Raw genomic sequence first — 18,974 nt, forward strand, 5'->3', positions numbered from 1 at the left:
GGCGTTGGGGCATTAGCCAGCAACGACGGCTTGCACGCGAGATCTAGACCCCTTCGTGCAGACATCCTTCAAGCTTCAAGCCGGCCGTCGAAGCAAGCCACGCCACTTTTTTGTTCTCATACCTTTGTGTCGATCCGGAGTTGGCGCTTTAGCGCTTACTCCGGTCCCATGCAAAGCTCGATCCGGAGTTGGCGCTTTAGCGCTTACTCCGGTCCCATGCAAAGCACGGGGCGGCGCGCGAAGCGTGAGCCGCCCGAGACAAAAGCCGCGGCATCCGTCCGCGGCTTTTGTTTTTTCTGGCGTCGTCGAGCGCGACAGTGGATCGAATTACTCCACCCCGAGCGCCGCGATGCCCGCACGCGCAATGGAGGCATCCTGGTCGGACTTCACGCCCGAGACCCCGACCGCGCCAATCACATCGCCGTTCACGCTCACGGGTACGCCGCCTTCCAGCATGCCGGTGAGCGGCGCACTCAGGAACGCCGTGCGGCCCTGCTTGATCACGTCCTCGTACACCTTGCTCTCGCGGCGGCCCAGCGACGCAGTGCGCGCCTTGGCCACGGCGATCTCCGCGCTGACGGGCGCGGCGCCGTCGAGGCGGCGCAAATACAGCAGATGGCCGCCCTCATCGACGACGGCGATCGTCACGTGCCATTCATTCGAGCGGGCGTGCGCGACGGCTGCGTCGCCTACCCGGATCACGTCTTCATCGGTCAGTACTGCTCGCGTTCGCATGCGTCTCTCCGAAAAGTCAAAAACCGGGTTTGGCGAAATCGCCAACCCGGTTTCGAGAGTAACACTCAGACTTGTGCCGCGACGCGCGGATCCCTCGTATGTCGCCTATATCAGCGGCAGATGAAGAAACGCCGAAGCAGACTCAGCGCACCCAGCCCCAGAACATGAGCCACCATGCGCTGTCCACCACGGCGAGCGCAAGCGCGAAGCCCGCGAGAGCGAGCGCGCGCTGCCAGAACCGCGAGCAGTAGCGCCCTGTCACGCGCCACGCGAGCCAGGCGCTCCAGAGGTTCGTGATGACCAGAATCGCAATGCGCACCTCGGCGGCCCAGTCGAGCGGCACGTGCTCCGCGCGCAGCAGCGAGAGCGTCGTGGCCGACAGGCCGAGGAACACGCCCGCTCCCGCCAGCGGGATCAGCGACTGCGCGAAGTGATGCAGACGCCGCATCTCGAAACGCCCGAGCACGGTAGTCGAGCCCGCGAGGATCGCGAGCAGCGCCGTGCCATAGACGAGCCCCGTCGCGACGATATAGCCGACGATCATCGCGCCGTCGAGCCACGAGAACACGTCGTTCTGGGCCGGGTAATGCGTGAGCAGGAACCATGGCGCGTTGGTGTCGAGCGGCCAGGTGATGTCGCGGTCGATGAGCCAGCCCGCGAGCCACTGCTTGATGTCGATGAACCACGGCGAGCCGGTCCAGTGGAACGCGCCGATCGCCACGCCGAGCAGGCCGTAGAGAATCAGCGCCGTGTCCCACGCGCTGGCCTGGCTGTCGCCGAGTTCGACCACTTCTTCCGCCGGCGAGCGCCACGAAAGCGCGATGGCGTCGCGGTGGCCGCTGCAGCGACCGCACATGTGGCACTGCGCAGCGCCCTTCATGTTGCGCAGCGGCACGAGCGGCGCGCAGTTCACGGGAATCACGCGATGCCCGCCGTGCTCGCCGTGCGTGTAGGAGTTGCGCCAGGCGTCTTCGTCGACCTTGTAGCGAAACGGCGCGAGACGCGCCAAAAGCGCGAAAACCCCGTTCACGGGGCAGAGATACTTGCACCAAACGCGCTTCTCGCGCCCGTACAGAAAGCCGATCACCATCGCGCCGAGCGTCGATCCGCCCAGCACCAGCAGCACCGCCTTGGGGTACTGGTAGACACTCACCATCTGTCCGTAGATCGTGGTGAGGCCGAAGGCCACGAAAGGCCAGCCGCCCCAGCGCATCCAGTGCGGGATGGCGCGGCCGCGGCCGAACTTGCTCGCGAACTCGGTGAGCGCGCCTTCGGGGCAGAGTACGCCGCACCACACGCGACCGAGCATCACCATCGAGAGCAGCACGAACGGCCACCAGATGCCCCAGAACACGAACTGCGCCGCGAGCGTGAGGTTGTTCCACAGGTGCGCCGTGTCGCCGGGCAGCGGCATGGCTGCCGGCACGAGAATCAGGAACGCGTAGACAGCGACCACGACCCACTGCACGGCGCGGATCGCCGCGCCGTGACGTTGCATCCACTGGCCCGCCTGGGCGAGCTTGCCAAGGCGCCCGTTTGCCTGCGTCGGGCGAGCGGATGCACAACTCATGCTGCCTTCCTCTTCGCAACCGCGCCCGCGCGGCCGGTGGCGCGCCGCACGAGGAACCACACCACGAGCCAGTACACGGCATAGGCGATCAGGTTCATGAGCGCCGGATGCGCGCGGTAGCCCGTGAGCGTCGCGACGAGCGAGCCGAAGGTGCTCGAGTCGTCGAGGATCGCCGAGGAGTTCCACAGCTGGTCGACGATGGTCGGCAGGACTTCCTTGTCGATCAGCTTGTCCACGCCGGTCTGGAACAGGCCCGCGCCGAGAAACAGCAGCATGATCTCGGTGACGCGGAAGAAGTGCCGCCACGAGAAGATCTTGCCGCCTAGCTGCAGCAGATAGAACGTGAGGAACGCCAGCGCGAGGCCGATCAGCACCGCGAGGTACTGACTCGCATCCACATGGCCCGACTGACCGAAGCCGAGGCCGTAGAGAAAGATCACTGTCTCGCTGCCCTCACGCGCGATGGCAAGCGCGACGAGTATCGTCACGCCCCACCAGTTCGCGTCGCGCGTGCTCTTTTCCAGCGACTCTTCCATCTCGCGCTTGAGCGTACGGCCGTGCTGCTTCATCCACAGCACCATCTGCACGATCAGCACGCACGCCACCAGCACCATGCCGGTCTGGAAGTAGTCCTGCGCATCGCCCGACAGCACTTCGGTAAAGCCGACCAGCGCCGCACCGAGGCCGATGGCGGCAAGAATGCCGAGCGCCACGCCGCCCCACAGGTACGGCACGCCGCGCCGCGCATCCGCGTCGCCGTTTTTCAGCCACGCATAAAGAATCCCGACGACGAGCAGCGCCTCGACGCTCTCCCGCCATACGATGAACATCACCTGACCCATTCAACACCTCCTGCTACCGGCGATACGCGCCAGCGGCCTCACTTCTCAATGCTCACTTGGCGACGATCACGCCTTGCGCCTGCTGATGGAAATCGTCGAAAAACTTGTATTCGCCCGGATCGAGCGGCGCGATCACGACGAATGAGTCCGCGCCCGGCGCCAGGACTTTTTCCTTGCGCAGCTGAACGCTCTCGAACTCGGCCGCGCCCTTGCCCGTATTGCGCACCTCGATCTTGATGCGCTTGCCCGCCGGCACTTCGATGCGCGCGGGGTTGAGCTTGCCGTCGGTCATTTCGAGCTTGAACGTGGGCAGATCTTCGGCGTGCGCCGTCGTGGCCACGCCCGCCAGCGACACCGCAAACGACGCGCTGAGTGCGAGCGCCGCAAACTTCCGCATTCCAGTCATTGGTTTTACCTGCTCCTTGCTGCCATTCATGCGGCGGCGCTGCACGAGATGCGCGCCGCCGCCCGAGCTGCTTCGCGACGGCTTAGTAGCCGCCCTTCTTGCCGATGCCCGCGAACGGGAAATCGTATTCCAGCGTGATCGGCTTGAACCACGGACCCACGCCCGTTTCCTTGTCGACGTGACGGCCGAACGCCATGTGGCCCGTCTGCATCGGCGCGTCCACGATCAGCTTGAGGTGGTACTTGCCGGGACCGGCCAGCTTCACGTTGTCGCCATAGTGCGGACCGTCGTTCGCGACCATCGGCATCAGGTCGCCCTTTTGCACGTAGCTCGAACCCGGCTTCGTCAGTTCGTAGTGCACCTGCAGATACGGCATCCAGTCGCCTTCGGCGAAACCAGTCGGGTTGTTCTTGACCGCGTGGATGTCCGATTCGAGGTGAATATCGGAATCCGATGCCTTGCGCATCATGCCTTCGGGCTCCATCGTGATCGGCTGCAGATAGACCGCGCCGATCTCCATGCCGCCCTGGATGGCCTGCTTGCCGATCGGGTATTCCGCTGCGTTGGCAGCCAATGCCGCCGTGGCGGCCGCGATGACGGCGGTGCCGCGCAAGAGAGTGTGAATCCGCATCGAAACTCCTGGTTTTTTTATGAGGGTGACTTCGCACTGAGCCTGCCGCATGCACATAGAAAAGTTAATGCGAACAATTCTCAATAATGGCGAAGTTTAACACCGATGCAGATGAGGGACAAATTCGGCGCCATGAAAAGCCTCAGTGGAACAGGGTTTTAGCAGCGTTTAGTTAACAGAGGCTTAGGGCGCCTTACAGCGCGGTTCCGGGGCCGCGAATACGCGCAAGGCAATCGAAGGCATACGGCGATCGAGGCCGCCGCAGAGCGGCGTGCATGCCGCCCTGCCCGCCCGAACGAACAGCCTGCTCGAAACCCGTCAGATCGGATGGTCGCCCACGTTCGCCCCGAACACGCGCTGGCGCAGCACGGCGAGCTGGTCGCGCGCCTGCGCGGCCTTCTCGAATTCGAGGTTCTTCGCGTAGTCCATCATCTGCTTTTCGAGCTTCTTGATTTCCTTCGCGATCTGCTTCTCGGACATGTCCTCGAACTTCGCGCGCTCCTGCTCCTCGCGCAGCTCGGCGCGGGCTTCATCGACGTTATAGACGCCGTCGATGATGTCCTTGATGCGCTTCACGACGCCGCGCGGCACGATGCCGTGCTCTTCGTTGAAGTGCATCTGCTTGGCGCGGCGGCGCTCGGTTTCGTCGATGGCTCGGCGCATCGAGTCCGTGATGCGGTCGCCGTAGAGGATCGCCTTGCCGTTCACGTTGCGCGCGGCGCGGCCGATCGTCTGGATCAGCGAGCGCTCGGCGCGCAGGAAGCCTTCCTTGTCGGCGTCGAGAATCGCCACGAGCGAGACCTCGGGAATATCGAGGCCCTCGCGCAGCAGGTTGATGCCCACGAGCACGTCGAACGTGCCCAGACGCAAGTCGCGGATGATCTCCACGCGCTCGACCGTGTCGATGTCGCTGTGCAGATAGCGCACCTTCACGCCGTGGTCGGCGAGGAACTCGGTGAGCTGCTCGGCCATGCGCTTGGTGAGCGTGGTCACCAGCACGCGCTCGCCCACGGCCACGCGCTCGTTGATCTCGCCGAGCACGTCGTCGACCTGGGTCGATGCGGGCCGCACTTCGATCACCGGGTCGACGAGGCCCGTGGGCCGCACGACCTGCTCGGCGATCTGGCCCGTCACCTTCTTCTCGTAGTCGGCCGGCGTGGCCGAGACGAACACCACCTGGCGCATCTTGCGCTCGAACTCGTTGAACTTGAGCGGCCGGTTATCGAGCGCCGAAGGCAGCCGGAAGCCGTAATCGACGAGATTTTCCTTGCGCGCGCGGTCGCCGTTGTACATGCCGTTGAACTGGCCGATCAGCACGTGCGACTCGTCGAGGAACATCATGGCGTCGGTCGGCAGGTAATCGACGAGCGTGGGCGGCGGCTCGCCGGGCAGCGCGCCCGAAAAGTGCCGCGAGTAGTTCTCGATGCCCTTGCAGAAGCCCAGTTCCTGGAGCATTTCCAGATCGAAACGCGTGCGCTGTTCGAGGCGCTGCGCTTCCACGAGCTTGCCTTCCGTATGGAAGAACTCGAGGCGATCGCGCAATTCCGACTTGATGGTTTCGACGGCGCGCAGCACGGTCTCGCGCGGCGTCACGTAGTGCGACGACGGGTACACCGTAAAGCGCGGAATCTTCTGGCGCACGCGGCCCGTGAGCGGATCGAACAGCTGCAGCGTCTCCACTTCGTCGTCGAACAGCTCCACGCGCACCGCCATTTCGGCGTGTTCGGCCGGAAAGATGTCGATGGTGTCGCCACGCACGCGGAAGGTGCCGCGCTGGAAGTCCTGCTCGTTGCGCGTGTATTGCATGGCGATCAGGCGCGCGATGACGTCGCGCTGGCCGAGCTTGTCGCCGTGGCGCAGCGTGAGAATCATCTGGTGGTATTCGGACGGATTGCCGATACCGTATATCGCCGAAACCGTCGCGACGATCACCACGTCGCGCCGCTCCATCAGGCTCTTGGTGGCCGACAGCCGCATCTGCTCGATGTGCTCGTTGATCGACGAATCCTTCTCGATGAAGAGATCGCGCTGCGGCACATAGGCTTCCGGCTGGTAGTAGTCGTAGTACGAGACGAAGTACTCGACGGCGTTGCGCGGAAAGAATTCGCGGAATTCCGCATAGAGCTGCGCAGCGAGCGTCTTGTTCGGCGCGAACACGATGGCCGGGCGGCCGAGGCGCGCGATCGTGTTCGCCATCGTGTAGGTCTTGCCCGAGCCCGTCACGCCGAGCAGCGTCTGGAACGAGAGGCCGTCTTCCACGCCTTCGACGAGCGTTTCGATGGCCGTAGGCTGGTCGCCGGCCGGCAGGTACGGCTGGTAGAGCTGGAACGGCGAGCCTTCGTACTGGATGAATTTCGACTCGTCGAGCGCGGGCGCGTCGGCGACGGGGTGGTCGGACATGGGGGGCATCCTGTGCGCGGAGCAAACAACTATTCTAGCGTCTCGCCGCATCTTGCCGAGGGGAGAGCCTGGGTGGATCTGGGTGAACCTGGGGTCTGGAGTGCTAGATGGGGTGCGGCGGCCGGCCCTGCAAGGGCCGCGCGCGGCGATGACGGTCGGCAGGCGGTGAACGCTGCGCAACGACGCGCCAGAAATCGCCCAATCGCGCCGGAAATAGCCCCGAAAACGGCGCGGGGAATGGCAAATCCGCGGAAATCCCGCTTGAGGATTCGTTACAATAGCGAGTTCCGTGGCCGGTGCAGCATGTGGCCCAACCGATCTTCCTTCACTTTTGCCGAACGATCATGTCCCTCTTTTCCGCTGTCGAACTCGCCCCCCGCGACCCGATCCTGGGTCTGAACGAAGCCTATAACGCCGATGCGCGCGCGACCAAGGTGAACCTCGGCGTGGGCGTGTACACCAACGAGGAAGGCAAGATTCCGCTGCTGCGCGCCGTGCGCGAAGCAGAAAAGGCCCGCGTGGAAGCCGGTCTGCCGCGCGGCTATCTGCCGATCGAAGGTTTGGCCGCCTATGACGCCGCGGTGCAAAAGCTGCTGCTTGGCGACGACTCGCCGCTGATCGCCGCGGGCCGCGTCGTCACGGCGCAGGCGCTGGGCGGCACGGGCGCGCTCAAGATCGGCGCCGACTTCCTCAAGCGCGTGAACCCGAACAGCAAGGTCGCGATCAGCGACCCGAGCTGGGAAAACCACCGCGCGCTGTTCGAAAGCGCGGGTTTTGAAGTCATCGCGTATCCATACTACGACGCGCAAACCAACGGCGTGAACTTCGAAGGCATGCTGAGCGCGCTGAACGGCTACGCCGCCGGCACCGTCGTCGTGCTGCACGCGTGCTGCCACAACCCGACCGGCGTGGACCTCACGATCGACCAGTGGAAGCAGGTCATCGAGGTCGTGAAGGCGCGCGGCCTGGTGCCGTTCCTCGACATCGCCTATCAAGGCTTCGGCGACGGCATCGCGGAAGACGGCGAAGTCGTGCGCCTCTTCGCCGCTTCGGAACTCAACGTGTTCGTCTCGTCGTCGTTCTCGAAGTCGTTCTCGCTGTACGGCGAGCGCGTGGGCGCGCTGTCGATCCTCACCGCCAGCAAGGAAGAGTCGGCGCGCGTGCTCTCGCAGCTCAAGCGCGTGATCCGCACGAACTACTCGAACCCGCCGACGCACGGCGGCTCGGTGGTCGCAGCCGTGCTCGGCTCGGCCGACCTGCGCGCCATGTGGGAGGCGGAACTCGGCGAAATGCGCAACCGCATCCGCGCGATGCGCACGGGCCTCGTCGAACGCCTCACGGCCGCCGGCGTGGACCGCGACTTCAACTTCATCAACGTGCAGCGCGGCATGTTCTCGTACTCGGGCCTGACCGCTGCCCAAGTCGACCGCCTGCGCGAAGAGTTCGGCATCTATGCCGTCAGCACGGGCCGCATCTGCGTGGCCGCCCTGAACACGCGCAACCTCGACGTCGTGGCGAGCGCAGTCGCCCAAGTGCTGAAGTAAGCGCGTTCGCCAGCAAGACGGGCCGCTGCGAAGCGGCTTGCTGGCGCGATAAAAAAGGCGTCCGTTCTTGCGAACGGACGCCTTTTTCTTTGGCGAACGCCTTGGAAAAATTCGCCGGAAAACGTCAGCTGCCGTGGCCTCGCGAATCGCGATGGATATCGTGCGTGACGAAGCCCGAGTCGTTGTCCGGCTTGTCGAGCCAGTCCGGCTGCGCGAGCGAGGCGCGGATGTCCTGCAGGCCGCTAGCCCAATGCTCGTGCATGGTCGAGAGGCCGAACTGGTAGTCCTTGAAGTGCCCCTCGTATTCCTTCTGCCGGTAGATGAGGTGGATCACGTTGTACTTCTTCGAGCACGAAAGCTCGTCCGCCAGCGCAACCCACGGGTCATTGCGATGCTCGGGCGCGACGCGGTCGAGCACCTCGCGCAGCACATGCCGGTAACGCTGCGAGCGCTGCAGGATATCGGTCACGAGGCGCGTGCGGCTCGAATACTGAATGTCCTTCACGCGTCCCTGCACGTCGATGAGGTTGTCGGGCACCGGCCCGCGCGCGCTCCAGAGATCGACCTGAAACGCGAGGGTGTCGCGCCGCGGCGTAGTCTGGATCACTTCATAGAGCGGCGTGTTCGACATCAGGCCGCCGTCCCAGTAGTACTCGCCGTCGATCTCCACGGCCGCGAAGCCCGGCGGCAGCGCGCCCGAGGCGATGAAATGCTCGGGACGCAAGGTCGTGGTCTTGTTATCGAAGTAGACGAAGTTGCCGCTGCCCACGTTGACCGCGCCCACCGACACGCGCGTTTCGCCCGAGTTGATGCGCTCGAAGTCGCACAGGCGTTCCAGCGTGGCCTTGAGCGGCTTGGTGTCGTAGTAGCTGGCCGTTTCGGGCGAACCCGATCCGTTGGGCAGCGGCGGCGGAAAGCGCGGCACGAAGAAGCCCTTCTGCCCTTCCACGATCGCGCCTGCCGCCTGCATGGCCGTGAAGGTCTTGCGCACGGCGGCGTTCGCATTGAACAGCGCATGCTCGACGAAGGGCGGCAACGGGAAGCTGAAGGCGGGCTGGCAGATCGTCTCCCAGAACTCGCGCAGCCGCGCCACGCGATGTTCGGGCGCATTGCCCGCGATGATGGCGGTATTGAGCGCGCCGATCGAGATACCCGCGATCCAGTTGGGCGCGATGCCGGCCTCGACGAGCCCTTCGTACACGCCCGCCTGATACGCACCGAGCGCACCGCCCCCTTGCAGCGTGAGCGCGATGGTTTCCCATTCCTTCGCTTCCGCGCCGCAGTTCGAAACATGTGGCTGTGGTGCACTCCCGTGCGGTGCGTTGCCGATACGCGCGCCGGTATGCGCACCGACCTCGTCGTCGACTGCGCTCGACTGGACCTGCCCCTTCTTGCGTTGCGCCATTGCCGCGCCTCCTGGGCCCGATGTTTGCGTTATTGCATGAACCAGCCGTGGCTCACCACGAAGGACTGGCCCGTAAACGCTGCGCTCGGGAACGCCGAGAGGAACAGCACGGTTTGCGCGACGTCGTCGACGGTCGTGAAGATGCCGTCCACCGTGCCGCCGAGCATGACGCGCTTGACCACTTCTTCTTCGGAGATGCCGAGTTCCTTCGCCTGCTCGGGAATCTGCTTTTCCACCAGCGGCGTGCGCACGAAGCCCGGACACACCACATGCGAGCGCACGTTGTGCTTGCCGCCTTCCTTGGCGAGCACGCGCGCGAGGCCGAGCAGCGCGTGCTTGGCTGCGACATAGGCCGACTTGAGCGGCGACGCTTCGTGCGAGTGCACCGAACCCATGTAGATCACGACGCCGCCGCGGTCGTCCTGGTACATGTGCTTGAGCACCGCCTTGGTGGTGAGGAATGCGCCGTCCACGTGGATGGCCTGCATCTTTTTCCAGTCGGAGAACGCGTAGTTTTCGATTGGGTTCACGATCTGGATGCCGGCATTCGAGATCAGGATGTCCACCGGGCCGAGTTCGGCCGCCACGCGGTCGATGCCCTGATTCACGGCCTCTTCACTGGTGACGTCCATGGCGACGCCGATGGCCTTGCCGCCTGCGCCCTTGATCTCTTCGGCCACGGCGTCCGCGCCGCTCTGGTTCAGGTCGGCGATGGCGACTGCGGCGCCCGCCTGCGCGAGCGTGAGGGCAATCTGCTTGCCAATGCCGCTGGCCGCGCCGGTAACGACTGCGACCTTGCCATCGAGTTTCGTGTTCAGGGAGAGAGACGACATCGGGCACCTCCAGGTAAGTGAACGGGACAGGATGAAACCTCGGAGCGCGCGCCGTCAAACCTGACGAATGGCTTATGCCATCCGCCCGGATGTTGCGTCGCGGCCAACGAGGCTATTGTGCATGAAGGCGCCTCGTCGAAGCATCGAGCACGACAGGCAAAAGAGATTTTCGCCGCACTGCAAGGCGCGGCGCGCGGCGCAAGCCCGTTCAGCAGCAACGGCCAAGTCGTGCTAGCTTTAGCGGCTCACAAGGAGGCGTTCATGAACTATCGGCGACTGGGCCGCTCAGGCCTGCAGGTAAGCGAACTGTCCATCGGCTCGTGGGTCACCTACGGCAACCAGGTCGACGCCAGGCTCGCGCGCGAATCGCTCGCGGCGGCGCGCGACGCGGGTATCAACTTCTTCGACAACGCCGAGGCCTACGCCGGCGGCAAGTCGGAAGAGCTCATGGGCCAGGCGCTCAAGGAGCTCGCATGGCCGCGCGTGAGCTATGTGGTCTCGACCAAGTTCTACTGGGGCTTGAACGAAGCGCCCAACCAGTACCACACGCTCAACCGCAAGTACCTCATGAACGCCATCGACGGCTCGCTCGAGCGGCTGCAACTCGATTACGTCGATCTCGTGTTCTGCCACCGCCCCGACCCGAACACGCCGGTCGAAGAAACCGTCTGGGCAATGAGCGACATGATCACGCGTGGCAAGGCGCTCTACTGGGGCACCTCGGAGTGGAGCGCCGACGAAATCCGCGCCGCGTGGGAAATCGCGGAGCGCCACCACCTGCACAAGCCGGTCATGGAGCAGCCGCAATACAACCTGTTCCACCGCACGCGTGTGGAAGACGAATACCGTCGGCTCTACGAGGACATCGGCCTCGGCCTCACCACCTGGAGCCCGCTCGCCTCGGGTCTGCTCACCGGCAAGTACCGCGGCGGCGTGCCGTCGGGCAGCCGCGCGGAACTGCAGGGCTACGACTGGCTGCGCAAGAACGTCACCGACCCCGACAAGAACGAGATCGTCGGCAAGCTCGCCGAGTTCGCGAAACAACTCGACTGCTCGGTGGGGCAGCTGGCGCTCGCGTGGATCCTGAAGAATCCGCGCGTGAGCACGGTCATCACCGGGGCCTCGCGCATCGAGCAGATCGGCGAAAACATGAAGGCGCGCGACGTGGCGGAAAAGATCACGCCGGACATCAAGGCGCAGATCGAGGCGATCGTCGGCGAAGCTTACGACTGATGTAGGGCGCGTGCCCGCAAGGCGCGGCCCGCCCGAAACCGCGGGGCGGGCTCACGCGCGGGCGTAGCCGGCCAGGCGGCGTACCGCGGCTCACGTATCGCGGTGGCGTACAATACGCGGCCTCGCGGGCGGCGCCGTCATCGCGCCGCCGCTGCCGTCTTCCCCGTTTTCACCGGACCCCGTGTCCCGTCCATCATGCTGAGCTACCGTCACGCCTTCCACGCCGGCAATCATGCCGATGTCCTGAAACACGCCGTCGTCGTGCAACTGCTGCATTACCTCGGCAAGAAGGACAAGGCGTACTGGTACATCGACACCCACGCGGGCGCCGGCGCGTATGCATTGCGCGAAGGCTACGCGACGAAGAACGCCGAGTTCGATACAGGCATCGGCAAGCTGTGGGGCCGCAACGACCTGCCCGTGGCGCTGGCGGACTACGTCGACGAAGTGGCGGCGCTGAACCCCGACGGCGAACTGCGCTTCTACCCAGGTTCCCCCTATCTCGCGTGGCGGCTCATGCGCGAGCAGGACCGCATGCGGCTGTTCGAATTGCACAGCACGGAAATCGACGTGCTGCGCCACCGCTTCCACGACGCGGGCCGCCGCGTGATGATCTACGCGGGCGACGGCTTCGACGGCATCAAGGCGCTCCTGCCCCCGCCGCCGCGCCGGGCGCTCGTGCTGATCGACCCGTCTTTCGAGGACAAGCGCGACTACGCGCGCACGCTGACGTGCGTCGAAGAAAGCCTCAAGCGCTTCGCCAACGGCACCTATGCGGTCTGGTATCCGCAAGTCACGCGTCCCGAATCGCAGCGCTTCCCGGAACAACTCAAGCGCCTGCAGAACAAGAACTGGCTGCACCTCACGTTTTCGGTGAGCAACCCGCCCGAAGACGGCTTCGGCCTCTACGGCAGCGGCATGTTCATCCTGAACCCGCCCTACACGCTCGAAGCGCAGATGAAAGAGGCGCTGCCGTGGCTCGTGAAGACGCTTGGCCAGGACGCCGGCGCGCAATTCAGGATCGAGTCGCGCGGCGACTGAGCCACGGACTCAACCCCGCGCGAGCGGCCTTACTGCCCGGATGGCAGCGGCTGGGGAAGCGGCGGCGTCGGGCGATGCGGGGGACGCGGCGGGCGCGGCGGCGGAGTCGGCCGCCCACCACCCTGCTGCACTTCCACGTACGGCGCGACGACATACGGCTGCGACGAATCCGGCGCGAGACCCGCCGGTTGCACCGCCTGAACCATCGGCTCATGCGAGAGCGGCGCGTTTTGCAGCACCAGCCCCGGCTGGCCGTCGCTGATCCCTCTTTGTGTATCCAGAATGAGCGGCTGCCCGGCATGCGCGCCGGCGCTGGCGCACGCCATGACGACGGCGATCAGGCCCGCACGCACAACAGAAAAACGACGCAACGCGCGGCGAGGCGACACAGGCGTGCGGTGGGAAATGCGGTCTTGCACCATGAACGGCCCCCGGAGAGAAAGCGACACCATTGCTATGACGGCTTGTCGCAAAAAGACTTTACCTTACCCCGGTGGGAAGGCTCAGACTCTGTTCCATCGGCGGTGCAGAAATGACAAAGCCCCGCCGATGCGGGGCTTGAGACCGTGCTGCTTCAACCGGACCGAGCCCGGTTGAGACTGGCTTACAGCGAGTTGTAGCCGTTCGTTTCGATCGAACGAAGGCGCTGCTCGAGCTGGACGATATCGGCCGACGAGGCGAGATACGCTTCGCGGCGACGACGTTCAGCAGTTTCAAACCAGTTGCTCAGCTTTTCAAGAACGAATGCAAACATGATGGTGTGCTCCAGGGATTCGGTTCGGCGATCCCCGGTGAATTCGCATCAGGGATAACCCTCATCAGGGATAACCCGTATTGTAGCGGTTGCACCGAACTTTGCTAGTGAATTGCCCGAATACTGTGCATTCCATTTTGGAATGATCCCAGAGCGCGAATTGGCAACATCATGTTTTATCGACATATTTTCCGGGGAATTCGCGGGGACTTGGCGGCAATCCCAGTTTTCTGCACCAATGCGGTGCGCGCAGCCCATGCGGTTGCGTCAATTTGCCCGCCGCGGTTGCACCTGCGCTCAGTGTACGTGGCCGGGCTCGTGGCAGTCTGCCGGGGCGACGTCGGCAAGCCGTTCGATGATCGGGCAGTCGGGCCGGTCGTTGCCCTGGCAGTGCGAGGCCAGGTGGGCGAGCGTGTCGCGCATCTGGGACAGTTCCGCGATGCGCTGGTCGAGTTCGGCGACATGTTCGAGCGCGATCGACTTGACCTCGGCGCTCGCGCGGGAGCGGTCGTGCCAGAGCGCCAGCAGGCGCCGGATGTCGTCCACCAGAAAGCCGAGCCGGCGCGCCTGGCGGATGAAGCGCAGCGAATGCACTTCCTCCTCGCCATAAACCCGGTAGCCGGACTCCGTGCGCCCTTTGGGCGCCAGCAGCCCGACACTTTCGTAGTAACGGATCATTTTTGCCGTCACGCCCGATTCGCGCGCCGCTTCGCCGATGTTCACGCCGTTCTCCCACTGTATGGCCGATCGTTTGATCAATGTTCTGATCGTACACCTTCCCACAATGGGAAGGTCCAGCGCGACATCCGGTCTCCGCTGGCATAATCCGCCGGCGGCCTCATATCGGGTAGTAACCAGCCTCAATCTCTGAAAAAAGGAACACACGATGATCCAGTTCAACGTCGAAGGCATGAGCTGCCAGCACTGCGTAGGCGCCGTCACGCGCGCGATCCACGAACATGACGCGCAAGCCCGGGTCGAGATCGATCTGGCCGCCGGCCGCGTGAAGGTCGAGTCGAGCCAGAGCGCCGAAGTCCTGAAGTCGGCGATCGACGAAGCCGGCTACACCGTCGTCGGCACGGCCGGCGTCTGACGGACCGGGCCATGTTCAAGGTTGCCGTGATCGGCGCGTCTGGCCTGCTTGGGCGCGCCGTGGTGCGCGAACTCGCCGCCGAGACCGCCTGGCAAGTCGTGCCGACCGCGTTCCGTCACGGCGGCCCGCAGCAGACCGTGCTCGATGTGCGCGACGCGCAGGCCGTGAACGCGTTCGTCGAGCGCGAGGCGCCCGACGCGATCGTGCTGGCCGCGGCCGAGCGCCGCCCCGACGTGTGCGAACACGATCCGGCGGCGGCGCGCGCGCTCAACGTCGATGCGGTGCGCAGCGTCGCCGCGGCGGCGCGGCAGCGCGGCGCATGGGTGCTGTCGATCTCCACCGACTACGTCTTCGACGGCACGCAACCGCCCTACCGCGCCGGCGACACGCCGAATCCGCTCAACGCCTATGGCCACAGCAAGCTCGAAGGCGAGCGGGCCTTGCTCGAAACCAGCGACAACGCCCTCGTGCTGCGCCTGCCCTTGCTGTATGGGCCGATCGTCGGCTGGCACGAATCCGCGGTCACGAGCCTCGTGCCGGCCATCGTCGCTTCGGCAGAGCCCGGCGCGCAGGCGGCGCCGATGGACGCGTGGGCCACGCGCTACCCCACTTTCACGCCCGACGTGGCGTTCGCGATCCGCGAACTGTTGCTGCGCTGTGCGGACGGCAACGCGGTGCGCGGGGTCGCGCAGTGGTCCGGCGACGAGCCGATGACGAAGTACGACATCGCCCAACGGATCGCGCAGGCACTTGGCGTGGAGGCGCGTCTGCTCGCACAGCCGACGCCCACCGACGCCACGCCGCGCCCGCGCGACTGTCATCTCGATTCGAGCCGCCTCGAAACGCTGGGGATGGGCCGCCGCACGCCGTTCGACGTGGCGATTCGTGCCGTGCTCGACGCTTTCATGAGAGACGGCGAGCAGCACTGAGCAGCGCCGCAACGGCCAGTAACGAGGCCGTTGCGCGGCGAGTTTCTACATAGAAACTCGCCGCGAATATCCCTCAATGAAAATTGCGGCTCTCCGTGGCGAGCCGCCCGAGCAGCCGGCTGTGGTCCTCCAGCCGGTGCGCCACGAGGTGCACGACCTCGCCCTCGCGCTGCACCACGCCCGCCACCGCCAGCAGCGAAGACCCTAGCAGCTCCTTGCGCTGCGACTCGACGAGCGACGCGTGCACGATCACGTTGACGCTGCCGGTCTCGTCCTCGAGCGACACGAAGATCGTGCCGTTCGCCGTGCCCGGCCGCTGCCGCACCGTCACGATCCCGCACACGCGCGCGAGCATGCCGTGCCGGCAGTGCGCCAGCTGCTCCGCCGTGCGAAAGCGCTGCTTCGCGAGGCCGTGGCGCAGCAGTTCGAGCGGATGGCGATTGAGCGTGAGACGCAGGCTCGCATAATCGGCGACGATTTCCGCGCCTTCGGAAGCGCGTGGTAGCGCGAGCGGCGCCTCGGCAACGGGCGCATCGCGCAACAGCGCGGGCACCGCGTGCTGCGCGGTCACGGCCCACCACGCCTCGCGTCGGTGGCCCGCGATGCTCGCGAGCGCGTTCGACGCCGCCAGCGCCTCCAGCTCGCGCCGCGTGAGCGCCGCACGGCGCGCGAGATCGTCGACGTCGGCGAACGGTGCGCGCTCGCGCGCTTCCATCACCCGCCGCGCGGCATCTTCGGAAAAGCCCTTGATGAGACTGAAGCCGAGCCGCACGGCCGGCCCGCCGCGTCCATAGCGGCGCGGCGCAAGCGCAATGCGCGAGCGCACGACGCGCTCGAGGCCGTCCATGAACCTGTGCCGCCGGCCGCCGCGCTTGAGCGTGCCCCTGCGCATCAACGCGGCCGCGCCCAGCAGCGCGCGATGACGCAGCCCCTCGGCGTTGCGCGCGCGAACCGCCTCGTCATCGAGCCGCTCGCCGGGTGCGCCGCGCCGCTCCAGCACCGACGCCCAGTCGCTCAACGCGATATCGGGCGCGCGCACCGGCACGCCGTGACGCTTCGCATCCTGCACGAGCTGGGAAGGTGAATAGAAACCGAGCGGCTGGCTATTCAGCAGTCCTGCCAGGAATGCGGCGGGCTCGTAACGCTTGAGCCACGAACTCGTGTAGACGAGCAGCGCGAAACTCGCCGCATGGCTTTCCGGAAAGCCGTAGTCGCCGAAACCCTCGATCTGCTTGCAGATGCGCTCGGCAAATTCCAGCGTGTAGCCCTTCTTGAGCATGCGTTTCGTGAGATCGGCCTGATACGGTCGCAGATCTCCATCGCGCCGCCATGCGGCCATCGCGCGGCGCAGCTTGTCGGCTTCCTCGCCAGTGTAGTCCGCGGCGACCATCGCGAGATGCATCACCTGCTCCTGGAAGATCGGCACGCCGAGCGTGCGTTCGAGCACCGGGCGCAATTCCTCCTTCGCATATTCCACCGCCTCGTCGCCGTGCCGGCGCTTGAGGTACGGATGCACCATGTCGCCCTGGATCGGCCCCGGCCGCACGATCGCCACCTGGATCACGAGGTCGTAGTACGTGCGCGGCCGCAAACGCGGCAACATGCTCTGCTGCGCGCGCGACTCGATCTGGAACACGCCGACCGTATCGGCCCTGGCGCACATGCGATACACCGCCGGGTCCTCGACCGGAATGTCCTGCACGCGCATCTCGGGCAGCCCGCGCCTCTCCGCAACAAACTCGAGCGAGCGGCGGATCGCCGAGAGCATGCCGAGCGCGAGCACGTCCACTTTCAGCAGCCGCAGCGCGTCGATATCGTCCTTGTCCCACTCGATCACGTAGCGGTCCTTCATCGCCGCGTTTTCGATCGGCACGAGACGCGAGAGCTTGTCGCGCGCGATCACGAAACCGCCCACGTGCTGCGAGAGATGGCGCGGAAAACCGCGCAGCTCGCGCGTGAGGCGGATGAGCTGCTGCGTCACGTGCGAGTCGGGCGAAAAGCCCGCTTCCTCCAGATGGCGCGCGATCGAATCGGGGCCGTCCCACCACTGATGCGCACCCGAGAGCTTTTCGACGAGCGCACTGTCGAGGCCGAGCGCCTTGCCGACATCGCGCAACGCGCTGCGCGAGCGATAGGTGATGAGCGTCGCGGCCAGCGCGGCGCGGCGCGTGCCGTACTTGCGGTAGATGTACTGAATGACTTCTTCGCGGCGCTGATGCTCGAAGTCGACGTCAATGTCGGGCGGCTCGTTGCGCGCCCGCGAGAGAAAACGCGCCACGAGCATGTTCATGCGCACGGGGTCGATCTCCGTGATCTTCAGGCAGTAGCACACCACCGAGTTCGCCGCCGAGCCGCGCCCCTGGCACAGGATCTTCTGATCGCGCGCGAAGCGGACGATGTCGTGCACCGTGAGGAAGTACTTCTCGTACTTCAGCTCGTCGATGAGCCCGAGCTCCTGTTCGATCTGATCCCGGCGCTTGTCGTTCAGGCCGTCGGGCCAGCGCTCCAGTGCGCCCTTCATCACGAGCTTGCGCAGCCACGACTGCGGCGTCTCGCCGGGCGGCACCAGTTCCTCGGGATATTCGTAGGCCAGCTCGCCGAGCGAAAACGTGCAGCGGCGCGCGACGTCGAGCGTCGCGTCGAGCGCCTCGCGCGGATAAATCGCGCCAAGCCGCACGCGCGAGCGCAGATGCCGCTCCGCATTCGCCTCCAGCGCGCGCCCGCACGACGCGAGCGGCTTGCCGATCCGGATCGCGCTCAGCGTATCCTGCAACGGCTTGCGCGAACGGGCGTGCATCAGCACGCCGCCCGCCGCGACGAGCGGCAGGCCGCTCTCCTGCGAGACGTGGCGCAGCACTTCGATCTGCGTGTCGTCGCCGCCGGTTTGCCAGAGTTCGAGCGCGAGCCAGGCGCGCTCGGCCGCGAAGCCCGCGAGCCAGTGCGCGGCGCGCAGCGTTTGCGCGAGCGTGGCCGCGCGCTGCGGCACGAGCAGCAACACGCACTCGCGCAAGTGCTTCAGATGCTCGAAGCCCGGCTCGGGCTCGGTGAAATCGGCGGGATGCACGCGATAGCTGCCCTTTGCCGCCCGCGAGCGCGCCAGCGTGATCAGCTCGCAGAGATTGCCGTAGCCTTCGCGGGTCGTTGCGAGCGCAACGATCGTGCAGAACGGCGCGCCATGTTCGTCGACGAGATTCAGCTCGCTGCCGATCAGCAGGTGCAGCGACGGCTCGAACGGGCCCAGGGCCGCGGCGGCGGCATGGCCGCCGCATTCGCGAGCCTCGCGCACGGCTTCGTCATACGCCTTCTTGCGCGCCTCGTCGTATTCGTTGAGCGCGCTCCAGGCGCGCACGACGCCCGCGAACGAGCATTCGTCGGTGATCGCGAGCGCGCGGTAGCCGTGGCGGATCGCCTGCTCGACCATCTCGCCCGGGCGCGACGCGCCGTGCAGGAAGGTGAAATTGGTCAGGCAGTGCAGCTCGGCGTAGTCAGGCAGCTGCGCGGCCCACTGCGCCGGCAGTTGTGGAGGCGACGACGCGCCCGTCCCGCTGATCGACATGA

Annotated in this window: 17 protein-coding genes; 5 read left to right on the forward strand and 12 right to left on the reverse strand. The window is 65.7% G+C overall.

All coding sequences use genetic code 11. From position 1 onward, the window contains the following. Positions 1-327: 327 nt before the first annotated feature. The 6 genes from AB4Y35_RS15565 to uvrB all read right to left on the reverse strand — a co-directional run bounded on the left by AB4Y35_RS15565 (position 328) and on the right by uvrB (position 6,584). Positions 328-735, reverse strand: a complete 408-nt coding sequence (locus tag AB4Y35_RS15565; protein WP_368704994.1) for a heme-binding protein — start codon at positions 733-735, stop codon at positions 328-330. Positions 736-877: 142 nt separating this feature from the next. After that, positions 878-2,305 (reverse strand): 4Fe-4S binding protein, encoded by a 1,428-nt coding sequence (locus AB4Y35_RS15570; RefSeq protein ID WP_368704995.1) that lies wholly within the window; start codon positions 2,303-2,305, stop codon positions 878-880. Continuing rightward, positions 2,302-3,147 (reverse strand): FTR1 family protein, encoded by an 846-nt coding sequence (locus AB4Y35_RS15575; protein WP_368704996.1) that lies wholly within the window; start codon positions 3,145-3,147, stop codon positions 2,302-2,304. The genes AB4Y35_RS15570 and AB4Y35_RS15575 overlap by 4 nt, the downstream gene beginning before the upstream one ends. A 52-nt stretch (positions 3,148-3,199) precedes the next feature. Next, positions 3,200-3,553, reverse strand: a complete 354-nt coding sequence (locus AB4Y35_RS15580; protein ID WP_042261500.1) for a cupredoxin domain-containing protein — start codon at positions 3,551-3,553, stop codon at positions 3,200-3,202. 82 nt (positions 3,554-3,635) lie between these two features. Next, positions 3,636-4,184 (reverse strand): iron transporter, encoded by a 549-nt coding sequence (locus tag AB4Y35_RS15585; protein WP_368704997.1) that lies wholly within the window; start codon positions 4,182-4,184, stop codon positions 3,636-3,638. A gap of 318 nt (positions 4,185-4,502) precedes the next feature. Next, on the reverse strand, positions 4,503-6,584 hold the full coding sequence (gene uvrB, locus AB4Y35_RS15590; RefSeq protein WP_368704998.1) for an excinuclease ABC subunit UvrB: 2,082 nt from the start codon (positions 6,582-6,584) through the stop codon (positions 4,503-4,505). 344 nt (positions 6,585-6,928) lie between these two features. Between uvrB and AB4Y35_RS15595 the strand changes: the two genes are divergently transcribed. Next, the gene (locus AB4Y35_RS15595; RefSeq protein WP_368704999.1) at positions 6,929-8,128 is read left to right on the forward strand and encodes an amino acid aminotransferase; all 1,200 of its coding nucleotides are present in this window, start codon (positions 6,929-6,931) and stop codon (positions 8,126-8,128) included. Between the two features lie 124 nt (positions 8,129-8,252). Here the strand turns inward: AB4Y35_RS15595 and AB4Y35_RS15600 are convergent, their stop codons facing one another. Then, positions 8,253-9,533 (reverse strand): DUF3734 domain-containing protein, encoded by a 1,281-nt coding sequence (locus AB4Y35_RS15600; protein WP_368705000.1) that lies wholly within the window; start codon positions 9,531-9,533, stop codon positions 8,253-8,255. Positions 9,534-9,562: 29 nt separating this feature from the next. Next, positions 9,563-10,366, reverse strand: a complete 804-nt coding sequence (locus AB4Y35_RS15605) for a 3-hydroxybutyrate dehydrogenase (RefSeq protein ID WP_368686573.1) — start codon at positions 10,364-10,366, stop codon at positions 9,563-9,565. A gap of 261 nt (positions 10,367-10,627) precedes the next feature. Between AB4Y35_RS15605 and AB4Y35_RS15610 the strand changes: the two genes are divergently transcribed. Continuing rightward, positions 10,628-11,599, forward strand: a complete 972-nt coding sequence (locus AB4Y35_RS15610) for a potassium channel beta subunit family protein (protein ID WP_368705001.1) — start codon at positions 10,628-10,630, stop codon at positions 11,597-11,599. A 195-nt stretch (positions 11,600-11,794) separates the two neighbouring features. After that, positions 11,795-12,640: a 23S rRNA (adenine(2030)-N(6))-methyltransferase RlmJ gene (locus AB4Y35_RS15615; protein WP_368705002.1), complete on the forward strand. Its 846-nt coding sequence runs from the start codon at positions 11,795-11,797 to the stop codon at positions 12,638-12,640. A 29-nt stretch (positions 12,641-12,669) separates the two neighbouring features. On the opposite strand, the gene AB4Y35_RS15620 is transcribed toward AB4Y35_RS15615, so the two are convergent. From AB4Y35_RS15620 to cueR, 3 genes are all read right to left on the reverse strand, one after another. Then, a complete protein-coding gene (locus AB4Y35_RS15620) occupies positions 12,670-13,062 on the reverse strand; it encodes a hypothetical protein (protein WP_368705003.1) in 393 nt (130 codons plus the stop codon). A gap of 182 nt (positions 13,063-13,244) precedes the next feature. Next, a complete protein-coding gene (locus tag AB4Y35_RS15625) occupies positions 13,245-13,394 on the reverse strand; it encodes a DUF3563 family protein (RefSeq protein WP_110388587.1) in 150 nt (49 codons plus the stop codon). A 297-nt stretch (positions 13,395-13,691) separates the two neighbouring features. Continuing rightward, a complete protein-coding gene (cueR, locus tag AB4Y35_RS15630; RefSeq protein ID WP_368705004.1) occupies positions 13,692-14,117 on the reverse strand; it encodes a Cu(I)-responsive transcriptional regulator in 426 nt (141 codons plus the stop codon). A gap of 163 nt (positions 14,118-14,280) precedes the next feature. Between cueR and AB4Y35_RS15635 the strand changes: the two genes are divergently transcribed. Together AB4Y35_RS15635 and AB4Y35_RS15640 are read left to right on the forward strand one after the other, a co-directional pair. Beyond that, positions 14,281-14,487 carry a heavy-metal-associated domain-containing protein gene (locus tag AB4Y35_RS15635; RefSeq protein WP_368705005.1) on the forward strand — a complete coding sequence of 69 codons (207 nt, stop codon included), beginning with the start codon at positions 14,281-14,283 and terminating at the stop codon, positions 14,485-14,487. An 11-nt stretch (positions 14,488-14,498) separates the two neighbouring features. Beyond that, a complete protein-coding gene (locus AB4Y35_RS15640) occupies positions 14,499-15,416 on the forward strand; it encodes a dTDP-4-dehydrorhamnose reductase family protein (protein WP_368705006.1) in 918 nt (305 codons plus the stop codon). Between the two features lie 73 nt (positions 15,417-15,489). Here the strand turns inward: AB4Y35_RS15640 and AB4Y35_RS15645 are convergent, their stop codons facing one another. Then, the gene (locus tag AB4Y35_RS15645; RefSeq protein ID WP_368705007.1) at positions 15,490-18,972 is read right to left on the reverse strand and encodes an error-prone DNA polymerase; all 3,483 of its coding nucleotides are present in this window, start codon (positions 18,970-18,972) and stop codon (positions 15,490-15,492) included. Positions 18,973-18,974: the final 2 nt, after the last annotated feature.

This window comes from Paraburkholderia sp. EG286A, from assembly GCF_040965375.1.
Lineage (GTDB): Bacteria > Pseudomonadota > Gammaproteobacteria > Burkholderiales > Burkholderiaceae > Paraburkholderia.